At 72.2% G+C, this 14,314-nt stretch carries 14 protein-coding genes and 1 pseudogene; 5 read left to right on the top strand and 10 right to left on the bottom strand.

Annotation, left to right across the window (positions count from 1 at the left end; genetic code table 11):
• Positions 1-494: pseudogene (locus ACFYS8_RS14875) on the bottom strand (hypothetical protein); the annotation flags it as partial.
• Between ACFYS8_RS14875 and ACFYS8_RS14880 the strand changes: the two are divergent.
• Positions 493-807, top strand: a complete 315-nt coding sequence (locus ACFYS8_RS14880) for a hypothetical protein (RefSeq protein ID WP_387640747.1) — start codon at positions 493-495, stop codon at positions 805-807. The pseudogene ACFYS8_RS14875 and the gene ACFYS8_RS14880 overlap by 2 nt on opposite strands.
• A gap of 53 nt (positions 808-860) precedes the next feature.
• On the top strand, positions 861-1,037 hold the full coding sequence (locus ACFYS8_RS14885) for a hypothetical protein (RefSeq protein ID WP_387640749.1): 177 nt from the start codon (positions 861-863) through the stop codon (positions 1,035-1,037).
• A gap of 430 nt (positions 1,038-1,467) precedes the next feature.
• Here the strand turns inward: ACFYS8_RS14885 and ACFYS8_RS14890 are convergent, their stop codons facing one another.
• Positions 1,468-2,484, bottom strand: coding sequence for a hypothetical protein (locus ACFYS8_RS14890; protein ID WP_387640752.1), 1,017 nt, complete (start codon positions 2,482-2,484; stop codon positions 1,468-1,470).
• Between the two features lie 546 nt (positions 2,485-3,030).
• On the opposite strand from ACFYS8_RS14890, the gene ACFYS8_RS14895 reads away from it, so the two are divergent.
• Positions 3,031-3,570, top strand: coding sequence for a hypothetical protein (locus tag ACFYS8_RS14895; RefSeq protein ID WP_387640754.1), 540 nt, complete (start codon positions 3,031-3,033; stop codon positions 3,568-3,570).
• Positions 3,571-3,686: 116 nt separating this feature from the next.
• Positions 3,687-4,205, top strand: a complete 519-nt coding sequence (locus tag ACFYS8_RS14900; protein WP_387640757.1) for a GNAT family N-acetyltransferase — start codon at positions 3,687-3,689, stop codon at positions 4,203-4,205.
• Here the strand turns inward: ACFYS8_RS14900 and ACFYS8_RS14905 are convergent.
• A complete protein-coding gene (locus tag ACFYS8_RS14905; protein ID WP_387640760.1) occupies positions 4,178-4,594 on the bottom strand; it encodes a hypothetical protein in 417 nt (138 codons plus the stop codon). The genes ACFYS8_RS14900 and ACFYS8_RS14905 overlap by 28 nt on opposite strands.
• 189 nt (positions 4,595-4,783) lie before the next feature.
• On the bottom strand, positions 4,784-5,182 hold the full coding sequence (locus ACFYS8_RS14910) for a VOC family protein (RefSeq protein ID WP_387640762.1): 399 nt from the start codon (positions 5,180-5,182) through the stop codon (positions 4,784-4,786).
• 92 nt (positions 5,183-5,274) lie between these two features.
• Between ACFYS8_RS14910 and ACFYS8_RS14915 the strand changes: the two genes are divergently transcribed.
• Positions 5,275-6,264, top strand: a complete 990-nt coding sequence (locus ACFYS8_RS14915; RefSeq protein WP_387640765.1) for a helix-turn-helix transcriptional regulator — start codon at positions 5,275-5,277, stop codon at positions 6,262-6,264.
• A gap of 39 nt (positions 6,265-6,303) precedes the next feature.
• Here the strand turns inward: ACFYS8_RS14915 and ACFYS8_RS14920 are convergent, their stop codons facing one another.
• The 6 genes from ACFYS8_RS14920 to ACFYS8_RS14945 form a co-directional block, all read right to left on the bottom strand.
• A complete protein-coding gene (locus ACFYS8_RS14920; RefSeq protein ID WP_387640767.1) occupies positions 6,304-9,441 on the bottom strand; it encodes an NACHT domain-containing protein in 3,138 nt (1,045 codons plus the stop codon).
• Between the two features lie 2 nt (positions 9,442-9,443).
• Positions 9,444-9,761, bottom strand: a complete 318-nt coding sequence (locus ACFYS8_RS14925; protein WP_387640770.1) for a trypco2 family protein — start codon at positions 9,759-9,761, stop codon at positions 9,444-9,446.
• Positions 9,762-9,834: 73 nt separating this feature from the next.
• Positions 9,835-12,168, bottom strand: coding sequence for an ATP-binding cassette domain-containing protein (locus tag ACFYS8_RS14930; protein WP_387642117.1), 2,334 nt, complete (start codon positions 12,166-12,168; stop codon positions 9,835-9,837).
• Positions 12,169-12,219: 51 nt separating this feature from the next.
• Entirely contained in the window at positions 12,220-12,747 is a 528-nt protein-coding gene (locus tag ACFYS8_RS14935; RefSeq protein ID WP_387640773.1) for an SRPBCC family protein, read from the bottom strand.
• A 35-nt stretch (positions 12,748-12,782) separates the two neighbouring features.
• Complete coding sequence (locus ACFYS8_RS14940; RefSeq protein ID WP_387640775.1) at positions 12,783-13,340, bottom strand: TetR-like C-terminal domain-containing protein; 558 nt, start codon at positions 13,338-13,340, stop codon at positions 12,783-12,785.
• 89 nt (positions 13,341-13,429) lie between these two features.
• Complete coding sequence (locus ACFYS8_RS14945; protein ID WP_387640778.1) at positions 13,430-14,311, bottom strand: LysR family transcriptional regulator; 882 nt, start codon at positions 14,309-14,311, stop codon at positions 13,430-13,432.
• Positions 14,312-14,314: the final 3 nt, after the last annotated feature.

Consider the following 14,314-nt stretch of genomic DNA (forward strand, 5'->3'; position numbering starts at 1 on the left):
GCCGGCACGACGGCGGCGAAGCCGGGTGCGAAGCCGGCGAACGGGACGGCTGCGAAGCCTGCCGGTACGACTGCCGCCAAGCCGGGCGCGAAGCCTGCCGGCACGACGGCGGCGAAGCCGGGTGCGAAGCCGGCGAACGGGACGGCTGCGAAGCCTGCCGGTACGACTGCCGCCAAGCCGGGCGCGAAGCCGGCCGACACGACGGCGGCGAAGCCGGGTGCGAAGCCGGCGAACGGGACAGCTGCGAAGCCTGCTGGTACGACCGCGGCCAAGCCCGGCGCGAAGCCGGCCGACACGACGGCGGCGAAGCCGGGCGCGGCTCCTGCCGGCACCACGGCCGCCGAGCCGAACCAGTTGCCCGCCGACACGACCGCCGCCAAGCCGGGTGCGAAGCCGGCCGACACGACGGCCGCCAAGCCGGGCATGTCGCCCAACAACGGCACTGCTTCCAAGCCGAACCTGTTGCCCGCCAAGAACAACCTCAATCCGGGCATGTCGCTGGACAATATGGGCATCAAGCCCGGTCACTCGATCGGGTTCGGTGACGCTTTCAAGTTCGCCGGTGTCAAGACCCCCAGCGGCATCCAACGGCCGGGAGACGTGGCCACACCTGGTGGCGTCCCGATGACCGGTGAGGTTGCTACGCCCGGCGGGGCGCCCGTCGCGGGCGGCGTTCCCGGGAGCCAGGAGGTCAGCTCGCCGGTCGCGCTCCGGCCCGTTGACAAGGTCTACCCCGCGCTGCCGCCGCCCGGCCGACTCGTCCACGGCGAACCCGTCGAGCGTGCCGCCGCCGCGCCCGGCCGTTGACGTACTGGCCGCCCGGTAGTCCGGTCCACGGAGGAGCCGCCGAGGACCTGCGGATGCGGGTTCGGGGCGGCAACGCCGACGGGCAGTTCGGTGGCGGCAATGCCAATTCGCCGAGGAGCGGCCAGAGTTCGGTGGCCGACCTGCCCGGGACTGAACTCGAGAAGGTCACCGTCGTCGGCGTCAACGAGATCGCCGCCCCCGTGACAGGCGACTTCGGCCTCGCCAACTGAGGCCCCGCGGACGGAGGTTGGAGGCCCGCACCGTCGGACGGTGCGGGCCTCCCGCGTTCCTGCGGCAGTTCGGGCGAGCGCGGCGTCCGGGCCGGGGTGTGCGGACGCGGTTCCGGGCGGCATCGCCCCGGCCGGCCCCCACCGCCGCGTCGCCGCAGCGCTGCGTGCCATCGCAAGTTCCGCGCGGCAGCATGACAACCCGGTCGGTGAACTCCTCACCGCGCTCTGCGCGTGCGCGGCCTGCTGCTGCCCCCGTACACGGGCAGCCTCGGAACGCCCGAGACGAGGAACGCATCACCACTGCGCTGCGCCTGCTCCACGCCGGGCGGCGCCTTCCCGGCGAGGCGCAGGCTGCGCTCAGCCACGTGACCAAGGTCCGGTCTGCGGCGTGAGCGCCGACCGGTCCTTGGTCACGCCATCTGGATCGGGACTACCTGAGGTCGAGGCGGGCGCGGATCAGGTTGGGATCGGTGCCGGTGGAGTACGCGGCGCTGCCGATGTAGGCGGTGCGGCCGCGAACGGCGATGGAGGTCGGGTTCTGGAGGCCGTCCGCCGCGGTGAGGACGGTGGAGTGGGTGCCGTCGGGGTTGACCAGGATGACCTGGCTGGGCCCTTCGACGATGGCGGCGAGGATCTGGTCGCCCTCGCCGGTGAAGTCGAAGTCGTCGACGGGACCGAGGCCGGTGGCCCGGGTCTCGACCGCGCCGGCCCGGCCGCCACGGCCGATGGGGACGCGCATGATCGTGCCGTAGGAGATGTTGGTGACCCAGACCGCGCCGCCGTGCACCTTCAGACCGTTGGCGCCGAGGTCGTCCACGGTCGGCGCGAATTCCGGGGCGGTGGCCCAGCGGGTGGCGGTGCCGCCGGCCGCCGGGACGGTCCAGATCGTGCTCAGGTTCGAGTCGGCGATGTAGAGGGTGCCGGTGCGCCGGTCCAGCGCCATGCCGTTGGGCAGGCTGTCCGCCGGAAGGGAGACGAGGTGCTCGGGTGCGCTGCTGCCGGGCGTCAGCCGCCAGACGCCGGTCATGTCGGCGCTGCCCGCCGCGTACAGGACGTACAGGGTGCCGTCGTTGCCGCGGGCGATGCCGGTGGCGATCGGCTGACCGAAGGCCGGGGTGTGGACGCCGCCGTCGGGCGGGGTCGGCAGGGTGGCCAGAATGCGGGTGCGGCCGTCGAGGTCGACGTGGGCGATCTGGTGGCTCACGGAGAAGGTGACATCGGCCGAGCCGTCCGGCTCCAGAGCGATGTTCTCCACTGTCTGGCCGGCAGCCGCGTCGAAGTGCGCGACGAAGCGCGCGTGATTGACGTCGGTCACCGGGGCGGAGGCCGCGGCGATCGTCGAATCGACGGCGGTCACGGCGGAGGCCGGGCAGGCCAGTGCCAACGTGAGCCCCATGGCGGCCGCCGCGATCCCCGTGGCGGCTGCCGATCCGGACGTGATCTTCATGGACAAGTTCCTTTCCCCCGAACGAAGTTGTGCCACGACATCATGTGGGACGCTACCTCCTGGGTGTCGACGGCACACAGCGAAGCGGGTGTCCGGATGGTTCCGAAGTATTCGGAACGGGTCGCCCCGGTATCAGGTCACTTCTGGTGTGACTCCAGGGAATCGTGCGGCAGGCGGTCGGGACGAGTGATTCGAAGAAGTTCGAAACACGCATGCCCGACGGGCTGTTGACTTGCACGGCGGTCGGTGCGCCGGGCCGGGCGGGAGAAGTGGGGCCGATCGGGCCGGCGATGGTGGGCGGTCGAGAATTCGGCTGATCCGGCGGTGGGGTCGTGCGAGCATCGGCGGGCGATCGACTGCAACGAGGAGCTGTACGGCCCTCGCGCGGGTGGTGGAGACCAGTGAGAGCTGCCCGTCGCAGTGGGATGCCTGGACGACCAGCGGCCAGGCATGGCGGGCTGCGGCCGGGGCCGATTTTTGGTCGTCGCGGCAGGTCATGGCCTGGCATTCTGTGCGGGCCGCCTTGGACCGTTCGATGGGGAACACATGAGCTATGACCTGGAGTGGGTGGAGTTGCCCGAAGCGGCAGCGGAAGCACGGACTCGGTGGGAGTCCTGCACCGCCCGTGGCCTGGCCTGCGATCACGTTCCGAGGTGCTCGGAGGCCTACTTCTCGCTCACGGCGCCGTTTCAGTTCCAGCTGAACCTCGCCGGGATGGCGGTCTGCCGGGACGTGATGCGCCGCACCGGCATGACCTACCCGGCCGAGCAACAGCCCTTCCCCGCCTGGCCGTTCAAGGACATCGAGGACTGGCGGTCGGCCGACCAGGCCCGCCGGGACGCCTACAACGCGGCCGAGCGGGCCGCCTCGGCCCAGACCGTGGCCGGGCACACCGGGATTCCGGAGTTCAAGCTGCTGAGCAACGGCCCGTGGCTGGTCGGTTCTCAGGAGATCACGCAGGCACTGGACCGCTACGAGGAGGAACCGGCCGACGAGCGCGCCGAGTTGGAGACCGGCGATCTGTGGCGCGAGTGGCTCGGGTGGCTGCGCGAGACGGCGGCCCATGGAGGCTTCACGGTCGGCTGAAGTCTGCTGCGGGTCTGGGCTCGGGGCTTCCGGAGTGTGGCCAGAACCGGTTGCCAGGGCGGGAGATGGGCCGTCGTAAGGTGAGGGCGAGCCGAGACGATCAAGGAGTTGACCCCATGCCGGACGAGATCGCGCTGCGCCCCGTCACCGCCGACGACCTCGACCTGTTCGAGCGTGAGTTCGGTGGGCCGGAAGGTGTCGGCGCCTACCAGTGGTTCGGCTTCCGTTCGGCGGACGGGTTGCGGCGGCGCTTCGCGGAGAGCGGCCTGCTCGGTGCGGACGGTGGCGTACTCGCCGTTGCCGAGGCCGGGCGGACGGTGGGGCGGGTCGAGTGGTTCGCCGGGAGCTGGGGGCGGCCGGAGACGTCTGCGTGCTGGACGCTCGCCATCGGCCTGGTCCCGGCGGTGCAGGGGCGTGGTGTTGGCACCCGGGCCCAACGCCTGCTCGCCGACTACCTGTTCGCCCACACGCGTGCTGAGCGGCTCCAGGCCTGGACGGACTGCGCCAACGTTGCAGAACAGCGGGCCCTGGAGAAGGCGGGCTTCTCGCGCGAGGGCGTCCTGCGTTCCGCGCAGTGGCGTGACGGTGGGTGGCACGATCAGGTGATCTACTCGCTGCTCCGCACGGACTCCTGATCGGTCGCGGTCACCGGGCGGCGCATGCACACCCGGTCGGAGAGGTCGAGGCCGAACGCGGCCTCCTCAGTGAGGACTTGGCGCAGCCCGGGGGTGAGGTCTTCGTTCGGGAGTTCGCGGAAGCCGAGGCGTCGGTAGTGCGGAGCGTTCCACGGAACGCTCCGGAACGTCGACAGCGTCAGAGCGGCGAGCCCGCGCCCGGCCGCCCACCCCGCGACGTGGTCGATCAGCTCGGGTGGGCCGCTGGTGCGGCTGGGGGAGGTCGAGTTGGTCGCCCGGGCGCCTTCCGAGGCGAGTGCGGACCTCCGCCGCCGCGCCCTGGACGGGAACGGGCGGGTCGAGGTGCGCACTGACCGGTACGGGGCGGCGGAGGCACCGGCGTGGTGCATCTCCCTGAGTGTCGCGCAGGAGTGGGGGCTGACACCGCATCGTCCCGGCCCCGCTCCCGCCCGACTCCGTGCATGTGGGCGTCGCCGAGTACCGAATTCTGGTCAAGGCGGGGGAGGTCGGTGCGGACGCGGTGGGCGCGGACGGGGCGGTGCCGGCCGGGAGCTCCGGCTGAGCGGCTGCGGGTGGCGTCAGCGCGCGAACTTCTCGATGGCCTCCGGGGTGACAGGGGTGAAGAAGTTGACGAGATTGCCGTCCGGGTCGCGGAACAGCAGCGACCGGTTGCCCCAGGGCATTGTGGTGGGCCCGCTGACGAAGTCGGTCACGAAGCCGGTCAGGTTCCGGTGGACACGGTCCACGTCGTCGACGAGGAACTCGGTGATCACGCTGTGGTTGTCCGCCGGGCGGGCGGAGCCCGGGGCGAACAGTGGGACGGTGCGGGTGCCGGCGATCGCGAGGGTCGCGCCCGCGGTCGTGAGCTCGGCGAAGTCCTCGGTGGCCCATACGGCCCGCGCTCCCGTGGCCCGCTCGTAGAAGCCGACGAGTCGCGCGACGTCGCCGGTGATGATGCGGATCGAGACGAAGTTCATGGAAATCTCCTTGGCCGTGCTGAGGCGTGCACGTCGGAGGCTAGGAGAAATAGTGGACAGAATCGGTCCTGTATTCGCGTTAGGCTGCGGACATGCCCCGACCCACCGGCCGCGTGCTGACACTCCTGGAACTACTGCAGTCGGGCGGCACCCGCACGGTGGCCGAACTCGCCGACCGTCTCGGCGTCGAAGGGCGCACCGTACGGCGGTACGTGGACCAGCTGATCGACCTGGACGTGCCCGTGGAATCGGTGCGAGGCCGCTACGGCGGATACCGGCTGGCGCCCGGTTACCGCCTGCCTCCGCTCATGCTCAGCGACGACGAGGCGCTGGCCGTGCTGCTCGGCCTGGCCGCCGGCCGCCGGGCGGGACTCACCACGGCGGAGCGCACGGCGAGCGAGACGGCGTCGGCGAAGATCCGGCGGGTGCTGCCCAAACACACCGCCCACCGGCTCGACGCACTTCTGGAAGCCCTCGCCTTCACAGATGAGCCCGGCGAGCCGGACCACCCGGACGCCGGGATCCTGCTCACCCTCGCCGACGCGGTGCGCTACCGCCGACCCGTCGCCATCCGCTACACCGACCGCGAGGGACGGCACAGCGAACGCACACTGCACCCGTACGGGATCGTCGCCCATGGCGGCCGGTGGTACGTGACGGGCCGGGATGCCCGGATCGGCGAGGACCGGACCCTCCGACTCGATCGCATCGCCGCCGCGAGGACCCTGCCCGGCTCGTTCGAAGCACCGGCTGGTCCGGATCCGGTACAGCGCGTGCTGTCAGGATTCGCCACGGCCGAGTACCGGCACGAGGTGACCCTGCGGATCCACGGGACGGCCGAGCAGATCCGCGCGCACCTCCCCGCCGCCGTCGCGAGCTTGGAGGAGCATGAGCCCACGGCCGGCCAGGACCCGGCCGTCGAGCGCTGGTGGCGCGTCGAGATCCGGGCGCAGCGGCTCGACTGGGTGCCGCGGACACTGGCCGTGCTCGACCGGCCATTCGTCATCGAGCGCCCCGACGAACTACGCGACCGCGTCATCGCGCTCGCCGACCGCCTCGCGTCCCACGCCCGCCAAACCTGACAGTTGAGGCTACTTCTCGGCCGCAGGTGTGGACGGGCATCAGCCACGGCCGGGCCTGGACAGGTGTGCAGGGCTGCCCAGTTGGTGGACGGTGAGGTGGTCGGGCGGGAAGTGTTTCCGGCCCGCCAGGTGGGGTGGGGCCGTCGCGTCGGGAATGGTGAGGTGCAGCCGGAGGTGGTGGGGGAGCTGCGTCAGGTCGAGCGAGGTGCAGTTGTGGTCGGCCACCAGGGTCAGTTGTTCCAGGTCGGGGAACAGGCGGCGAAGGTCGGCGATCGGGTAGCCGGAAGGGACGTCGATCAGCGTCAGGTGATTGACGCCGGTCAGTGGTTCTCGTCCGGGCAGTGCGGCGGGGTCGGGGGTCAGCAGGGTGAGGACCAGCAGTTTCTGCATGTTCCGCAGGATCGCCCACAGCTCGTCGAACCGTTGCTCGGCCCGGACGGAGCGAATGGCGAGGGCCTCAAGTGGCAGGCTGCGCAGCGGAGTCAGGTCGTCCAGCTCCGGGCACTGGTAGAGGCCGAGACTGCTGAGGCGCGTCCACTGCCGGAGGAAGAAGATGTCCCGCAGCCCGGGGAGCGTCGACAGGGTCAAGTATTCGATCCGGTCGGCCAGTTGGCTCCATCGCCGTGGATCGACGGGCATGGCCGGTCCGCCGAGCCAGACGTGACGCAGCGTCGGGTGGCCGACCAGTGCGTCGATCTGCGCGGGCGACCGCAGCTGCACAGGGACGCCGGAGAGATCGGCCCGGTCCACCACCTGCCGGGCGAAGGTGTCGACCTCGAAGTGCGGCCACTGGTCGATCACATTCGGCAGCGGGTCCTCCTGCTCGGCCAGGGTCGCCAGCAGGGCGAGTGCGTCGGCCCCGCCGATGAGACCCAGGACGGTCGGGACCAGGGGGTGTGCTTCGGCCAGCAGATCCGGGTCGTGCTCGGCGATCTCCCGTAGCAGGGGGACGAGTTCTTCTCCGACGCCGGCCAGCTGGAGGGCGGCGACCTCGCCGGTGAGGAGAGTGGGGAGGTGGTCGCGGAGCCGGGCGAGGACGGTGTCGCGGACCTCGCCGTCGAGTTCCGGGGCGCCCGGGAGGCAGGTGGCGGCGAGGAGATGGATGACGGGCCTGAGATGGTCGGGGGCGGCCTTCGCGGCGGCGAGGACGGCGGTGAGGAGTTCGGCGCGTTCGCGGCGGCCGCAGTGGCCGACCGTCATGCGGATGACGTCGCCCCACTGCTCGTCGGCGGCGTGGCCGGCCAGCAGGCCGAAGTCGCGTTCCTCGCGGAACTCCATCGCGGCCAGGTAGTCCTGGAAGGTGCGGTGGATGAACTGGAAGGTCTCGGGGCCGGTTTCGGTGATCAGGCCGGTGCGGTTGAGGAGATGGAGGTAGGCCGGCTCGGCGTCGGTGTGCCGGGCGACGGCGGGCAGGTCGCGCAGGGCCTTGGCGAGCTGGGCGACGGCGTCGCGGCGATGGCCCTCGGACTGGTTGTTGCGTACCAGCCAGTGAGCGATCCGGCGGAGCATCGCCAGCTGCTCCTCCTCGGACGCCTGGAGCTGCTCCGCGCCCTGCACCTTGCGGCCCTCGTCGCGCTTGACCAGCATCATCGCCATCGCGTCGCGGTACAGCGCCATCCGGTGACGCGGCAGTGCGCCGTCCGACTCCCGGTTCAGGGCGCAGATCATCGCGCAGAGCAGTGGGCTGTCGGTGAGCAGGGAGAGTTCCGGCACCGACTCCAGTGCGCGGAGCAGATCGGCCTGGTCCTGTTCGACCTCCTGCTGCCAGCGCCGCTCCTCCGCGTCGCTGTGCGGGGAGGCGAGGAGTTCGCGCAGGGCGGCTCGGTGCCAGCGTTCGATGAACTCGCGGCGGTCCTGACTGCTCATCGGACAGAGCAGCAGTTCGTCGAAGCCGAGGTGCGCGAGCCAGTCGCGGGGGACGGCGGAGGGGCGGACGGTGGCCACCGTCAGGAGGTCGGGGTAGTGCTCGAGGAGGCGTTCCAGCCAGCTCAGTGCCTCGTCGCGCTGCTCGTTCGGCACCTCGTCCAGGCCGTCGACGAGCAGGACGGCGCGGCCGCGGCGGAGCTGCCGGTCGGTCCAGCCGGCCGGTTGGCGGTCGGCGCACATTCGGTCGTCGAGGGCGAGGAACTGCTCGGGCCGGGGTTGCATGACGCCCTTGCGGTGCAGCTTGCGGAGTTGGAGGACCAGCGGGATGCGGTGGTTCAACGCGGCGAGGTCGTTGCCGAGGGTGCCGTTCATCGCGCCGACGGCCAGCCACTGCACGAGGGTGGTCTTGCCGGAACCCGCCTCGCCGCGGATCAGCACCCGGCGGCGGCCCGCGAGGATCCGCTCGGCGCGCTGGGGGCCGAGGTCGGGACCGGTGGTCGTGGACCGGATCTCCAGGCTCAGATAGGAGGTGGTGAGGTCCCAGCCGCGGCGGCCGTGGCCGGTCGCCTGGCGAAGGCCGAAGATCCGGATCCGGCCGTAGTCCGCCTCGATGGCCTTCGCGTAGTCGCGTTCGAACCTGCGGTCGGCGATCTCGGTCACGGAGAGGCCTTCCGCACGCGGGAGTTCACCCAGGTGTTCGTACAGCGCCTCGCAGAAGCTGGGGTGGCTGAGCAACGCCGTCACCGTGACGAGCTCGAACTGGGAGTGTTCCCAGATGGCCGGCATTCGGTCCTGGACGGCGATGCCGAGCAGGTGGTCCCGGGCAACCGCGCCGGCACCGGACAGGCCCAGCCACGGTGAGCCGATGCCGCGTTGGGCCCGCGGCAGGTGCTGCTGGACGACCAGGACCTGGCGGCCGGTTCGCGTTCCGGCGGCCGGGGTCAGGGTGGCCAGTACCTGGACCGTGTCGAGGCGGCCCTCCTGGTCACGCCCTGCCAGCGGGAAGCCTGTCAGATGGCAGCCCAGTAAGGGATCGAGCGTGTCGAGGGTTCCCCAGCGCAGTGGTCTGAAGCGTGCTGCCGCGTCGGCGGGGAGCAGGTCGCGATCGGCGAGCAGCAGGGCGGCGTCGAAGCCGGCGGACCGCCAGACGGTGGTGCAGGGCGTCCAGCCGGTGCCGCTGCCCAGAACGGCGGCCTCCGGTGACGGCCCGCCGACATGGGCCGCCGTCAGGATCAGCCTCGGGCTGAGCAGGAAGCCGCTGCCCTGGGTGGCGCCCCGGACGGCTGCCACGTGGTGGGGGCGAAGAGCCAAGGTCAGAATCCGTCCCGGCTGCCCAGGTCGTCGTTGGAGATGTTGACGCTGCCGCCGGTGTCCGCGTCCTTCGGGGTCAGGGTGACGGACACCTTGTGGGTCCGCGTGCTCGCCACGCCCGCCTCGGTGTCGGCGGAGAGGACCCAGGCCTTGATGCCGGCCTTGGCGCGGGCGTCGCGCTTCAGTTCGACGGTGAAGTCGAGGGTGACGGGGCCGACTTCGAACTGGATGGCCTGGCCGCGGCCGCGTTCGGAGGCGTCGAGGAGTTCGAGCCGGATCGCCTCGATCGCGTCGGCCAGTTCGATGTCATGACGGTCCATTGTTCGCCCCCACGGCTCGGAGTGTTCGGGGCCGAGCGTAGGGGGTGAGGATGTCAACGGTGGTGCGGTTGGGTCAAATTGAGCCGAGGTACGCGGCGAGGTAGGGCGCGGTCGGGCTGGTGGGGGTGGCGGCGACCACCGGCGGGGTGCCGGTGGCGAGGATGCGGCCGCCGGCCTCGCCGCCGGAGGGGCCGAGGTCGATGAGGTGGTCGGCGGTGGCGATCAGGGGGAGGTGGTGCTCGGCGAGGAGGACGGTGGCGCCGGCGTCGACCAGGCGGTGCAGTTGGGCGGTGAGGATTTCGCTGTCGGCGGGGTGCAGGCCGGTGGTGGGTTCGTCGAGGAGGTAGAGGGTGTGGTGGCGGCGGGCGTGGTGCAACTCCGCTGCCAGTTTGACGCGTTGGGCCTCGCCCCCGGAGAGTTCGGGCGCGGGCTGGCCGAGGCGCAGGTAGCCGAGGCCGACCTGCCGGAGGACGGTCAGGACGCGGGCGGCGGCGGGGACGTCGGCGAGGAACGGGGCGGCGGCGTCGACGGTCAGGGCGAGGACGTCGGCGATGGTGGCGCCGCGGTAGGTGATTTCCAGGGTCTGCGGGTTGTAGCGGCTGCCGTGACAGTCGGGGCACGGGTTCCAGGCGGTGGGGAGGAACAGCAGCTCGACCTCGATCGCGCCCGCGCCCTCGCAGGTCGGGCAGCGTCCGGAGGCGACGTTGAACGAGAACCGGCCCGCGTCGTAGCCGCGCCGGCGGGCCTCGTCGGTGGCGGCGAACAGCTTGCGGACGGTGTCCAACAGGCCGGTGTAGGTGGCCAGGTTGGAGCGCGGGGTGCGGCCCAGCGGGGTCTGGTCGACCGTCACCACCCGGCCCACGGACGGGTCGGTGGCCGCCGCGTCGGCGGCCGCGCCGAGCAGCGTCGACTTGCCCGCGCCGGAGACGCCCGTCACCGCGGTCAGGACGCCCATTGGCACGTCGACGTCCACGCCGCGCAGGTTGTGTCGGGTCACACCGCGCAGGCGCAGCAGGCCAGTTGGGGTGCGGCCCCGGGACGCGGGCGGGGGCGGCGGGTCGAAGAGGAAGCGGCGGGTCGCGGAGCCGGGCACCTCGCGCAGGCCGTCCACCGGTCCGCTGTACAGCACTTGGCCGCCGCCGGTGCCCGCGCCCGGGCCGACGTCCACCAGCCAGTCCGCGCCGCGCACCACCGCCATGTCGTGCTCGACCAGGAAGACCGTGTTGCCGGCGGCGCGCAGCTCGGTGAGGACCTCGCGCAGCGCCTCGGTGTCCGCCGGGTGCAGGCCCGCCGACGGCTCGTCCAGCACGTACACCACGCCGAACAGGCCGGAGCGCAACTGGCTCGCCAGGCGCAGGCGTTGGAGCTCACCGGTGGACAGGGTGGGGGCGGCGCGGTCGAGCGAGAGATAGCCGAGGCCGAGGCGTCGCAGGGCGGCGAGCCGGTCGGTCAGGTCGGTGGTGAGCAGACCGGTCGGGCCCTCGCCGGCGGTGAACGGGCGCAGCAGGGCGACGAGTTGGTCGGCGGGCAGAGCGGCGAGCTCGGTGATGGGCAGGCCCGCGAACGTCACCGCCAGGGCCTCGGGGCGCAGTCGGCGGCCGTGGCAGGTCGGGCACGGGGACTGGGTCATGAACGCGGCGGCCTTGGCACGGGTCGCCTCGCTGCGGGACTCGGAGAACGCCTTCAGCACCAGGCGGCGCGCACTGCTGTACTTGCCCTGGTACGGACGCTGGATCCGGCCCGGCTCGCGCTCCGGATGGACGGTCACCACCGGCTGCTCGTCCGTGAACAGGATCCACTCGCGGTCGCGGGCCGGCAGCTCCCGCCACGGCCGGTCCAGGTCCTGGCCGAGCGCGCCCAGGATGTCCCGCAGGTTCTTGCCCTGCCACGCGCCCGGCCAGGACGCGACCGCGCCCTGCCGGATCGACAGCGACGGATCCGGCACCAGCGACTGCTCGGTGACCCGGTGCAGCACCCCCTGCCCGTGACACTCCGGGCAGGCGCCGGCCGGAGTGTTCGGCGAGAACGCGTCCGAATCCAGCCGCGCCGCGCCCGTCGGGTAGTCGCCGCACCGCGACAGCAGCATCCGCAGCAGGTTCGACATGGTGGAGATGGTCCCGACCGAGGAACGCGAGGACGGCACCGAACGGCGCTGCTCCAGCGCGACCGCCGGCGGCATCCCCGTCACCGAGTCCACCTGCGGCGCCTCCACCTGCCGCAACAGCCGCCGCGCGTACGGCGAGACCGACTCCAGGTACCGGTGCTGCGCCTCCGCGAACAGCGTCCCGAACGCCAGCGAGGACTTCCCCGACCCCGACACCCCGGTGAACGCCACCACAGCCCCGCGCGGCACGGCCACCGCCACGTCCCGCAGGTTGTGCACCCGCGCGCCGCGCACCCGCACCATGCCGTCGTCGTTGCTGCCGCTGAAGATCTCCGTGCCGTTCACCGTGCCACGCTACCCCGCGACGCACCCTGCGGCGGGCTGCGCCACCGGGGCCGCCTGGTCGGAGGCGGAGGCGACGGCGACGGTGACGGTGACGCCGACGGCGGCGAGCGGGGCGAGGTTGGCGAGCGCGGTGGCGAAGCGGGCCTGGGTGTCGCGGGCGGTGCGGCCGTGGAAGAAGGCGGCGAGCAGGCCGGTGAAGCGTTCGGACTGGACGACCCGGACCCGGCCGTCGCCGAGGTCGGTGATCAGGTAGGAGTGCTTGTTGTCGAGCAGCCCGGGCACCAACAGGCGTCCGGCGCGGGAGAGTTCGCGGCCCGGTTCGACCACGGTGAGCACCGGGTGGAAGGTCAGCTCGCGGCCGGAGGCGGTGCGGACCACCTCGGTCTGGCGGGCGCCGACGGCGAGTTCGCCCTCGACCCGGACCACCACCGGGTGCCACTGCGGGTAGCGGTCGTGGTCGGTGAGCAGCTGCCAGACGGTCTCCGGGGTGCCCGGGAACTCGGCTTCGGCGCTGACCTCGCAGGTGAACAGGCTCATGATGGTTTCCCCCGTGGTGATTCGGTCGTCGGGTGTCAGTGGTGGCGCGCGAGGGTGGTGTCCACCAGGGCGCGCGCGAAGCGGTCGTCGATCGGGTCGCCGCTGATCAGCACCCGGTAGTAGAGCGGGCCGACCAGCTGGTCGATGATCAGCGCCGGGTCGGCGTCGGCCGCCAACTCGCCGCGGGCGGCGGCCCGGACGAGCAGTTCGGCGGCCGCGGTGCGGCGCTGCGTCCACAACGGGCGCAGCGCGTCGCCGAGTTCGGGGTGGCGGGTGCCGGCGGCGATCAGCTCGGCCACCAGGGCGCGGGTGGCGGGCAGGCGCAGGCCGGCCGCGATCGCGGTGAGGGTGGCGGTCAGATCGGCCCGGACGTCGCCGGTCTCCCGGATCGGCGCGGTCTCGAACATGGTGGCGAAGGCGGCGACCACCAGGTGGTCCTTGGTGGGCCAGCGCCGGTACACGGTGGTGCGGGCGACCTCGGCGCGGGCGGCCGCCTCGTCCAGCGCGAACCCCGCGTAGCCGCGCTGGCGCAGCAGCACGCGCGCCGCCTCCAGCACCTTGGCGTCGACGGCGGTGTCCCGCGGCCTGGCCATGTCCCCACCCCGATTCCGCTACGCGTGTCTCGTAATGAGGATGAGGCTAGTGGGAGCGGCGTCATTACGCAACAGGCGTAGCGGAATCCTCAGGGGCCGGTCGGCCAGCGCCAGTTGAGGAGGGTGTCGCGCATCAGCGTGGCGGCGGGGGAGAGGCGGGCGGACTCGGACCAGTGGAGGGTGAGGGTGCGCCGGCACGCGGGGTGGTCGACGGCGAGGAGGGCGAGGGGGAGGCGGGTGGCGATCTGGCGGCCGACGGCGGGGATCAGGCCGACGCCGAGGCCGGCGGTGATCAGGTCGGCGATGGCCGCGAGTTCGTCGCTCTCGCAGACGATCCGGGGCGGGTGGCCGAGGGTGGTGAAGAGCTGGTCGAGCAGGCGGCGGTTCCAGTGACCGGGGCGGGCGGTGATGAACGGGAGCGCGGAGAGGTCGGAGAGGGCGACGGAGCCGCGGCCGGCCAGCGGGTGGTCCCGGTGCACGGCCAACCAGACCGGCTCGTCCAGGAGTTGGGCGCTCTTCAGGCCCTCGGTGCGGACCGGCTGCGAGGCGACACACAAGTCCACTTCGTGCGCGCGGATCTGACGGTCCATCAGATCGGCCGAGAGCTGCCGCAGGTCGATCTCGGCGGCCGGGTGGGCGCGCTTGTACGCGGCCAGCGGGGCGGTGAAGGTCAGGAAGGTCTCGGACGCCAGCCGGACCGTCCCGAAACCGTCGCCCGCCGCCTCCGCGACGGCCCGGCGCCCGGCCTCCAGTTCACCGAGGGCCCGCTCCGCGTAGCCGCGGAACAGCCGGCCCGCCTCGTTCAGGCGCAGCCGGCCGCCGCGGTCGAACAGCGGGGTGCCGAGCTCGTCCTCCAGTCGGGCAATGGTGCGGCTCAACGAGGGCTGGGCGACCCGGAGTTCCTCGGCGGCCCGGCTCAGGTGTTCCAGCCGTGCCACCACCAGGAACTGGGTCAGTGCGTGCAGGTCCATGGC

The organism is Kitasatospora sp. NPDC004615 (genome assembly GCF_042873545.1).
Taxonomy (GTDB): domain Bacteria; phylum Actinomycetota; class Actinomycetes; order Streptomycetales; family Streptomycetaceae; genus Kitasatospora.

Coding starts and splice junctions, on each gene's coding strand:
- ACFYS8_RS14880 (WP_387640747.1), top strand. CDS start 493: ATGTCGCTGGACAATATGGGCATCAAGCCCGGTCACTCGATCGGGTTC.
- ACFYS8_RS14885 (WP_387640749.1), top strand. CDS start 861: ATGCGGGTTCGGGGCGGCAACGCCGACGGGCAGTTCGGTGGCGGCAAT.
- ACFYS8_RS14890 (WP_387640752.1), bottom strand. CDS start 2,484: ATGAAGATCACGTCCGGATCGGCAGCCGCCACGGGGATCGCGGCGGCC.
- ACFYS8_RS14895 (WP_387640754.1), top strand. CDS start 3,031: ATGAGCTATGACCTGGAGTGGGTGGAGTTGCCCGAAGCGGCAGCGGAA.
- ACFYS8_RS14900 (WP_387640757.1), top strand. CDS start 3,687: ATGCCGGACGAGATCGCGCTGCGCCCCGTCACCGCCGACGACCTCGAC.
- ACFYS8_RS14905 (WP_387640760.1), bottom strand. CDS start 4,594: ATGCACCACGCCGGTGCCTCCGCCGCCCCGTACCGGTCAGTGCGCACC.
- ACFYS8_RS14910 (WP_387640762.1), bottom strand. CDS start 5,182: ATGAACTTCGTCTCGATCCGCATCATCACCGGCGACGTCGCGCGACTC.
- ACFYS8_RS14915 (WP_387640765.1), top strand. CDS start 5,275: ATGCCCCGACCCACCGGCCGCGTGCTGACACTCCTGGAACTACTGCAG.
- ACFYS8_RS14925 (WP_387640770.1), bottom strand. CDS start 9,761: ATGGACCGTCATGACATCGAACTGGCCGACGCGATCGAGGCGATCCGG.
- ACFYS8_RS14930 (WP_387642117.1), bottom strand. CDS start 12,168: ATGGTGCGGGTGCGCGGCGCGCGGGTGCACAACCTGCGGGACGTGGCG.
- ACFYS8_RS14935 (WP_387640773.1), bottom strand. CDS start 12,747: ATGAGCCTGTTCACCTGCGAGGTCAGCGCCGAAGCCGAGTTCCCGGGC.
- ACFYS8_RS14940 (WP_387640775.1), bottom strand. CDS start 13,340: ATGGCCAGGCCGCGGGACACCGCCGTCGACGCCAAGGTGCTGGAGGCG.
- ACFYS8_RS14945 (WP_387640778.1), bottom strand. CDS start 14,311: ATGGACCTGCACGCACTGACCCAGTTCCTGGTGGTGGCACGGCTGGAA.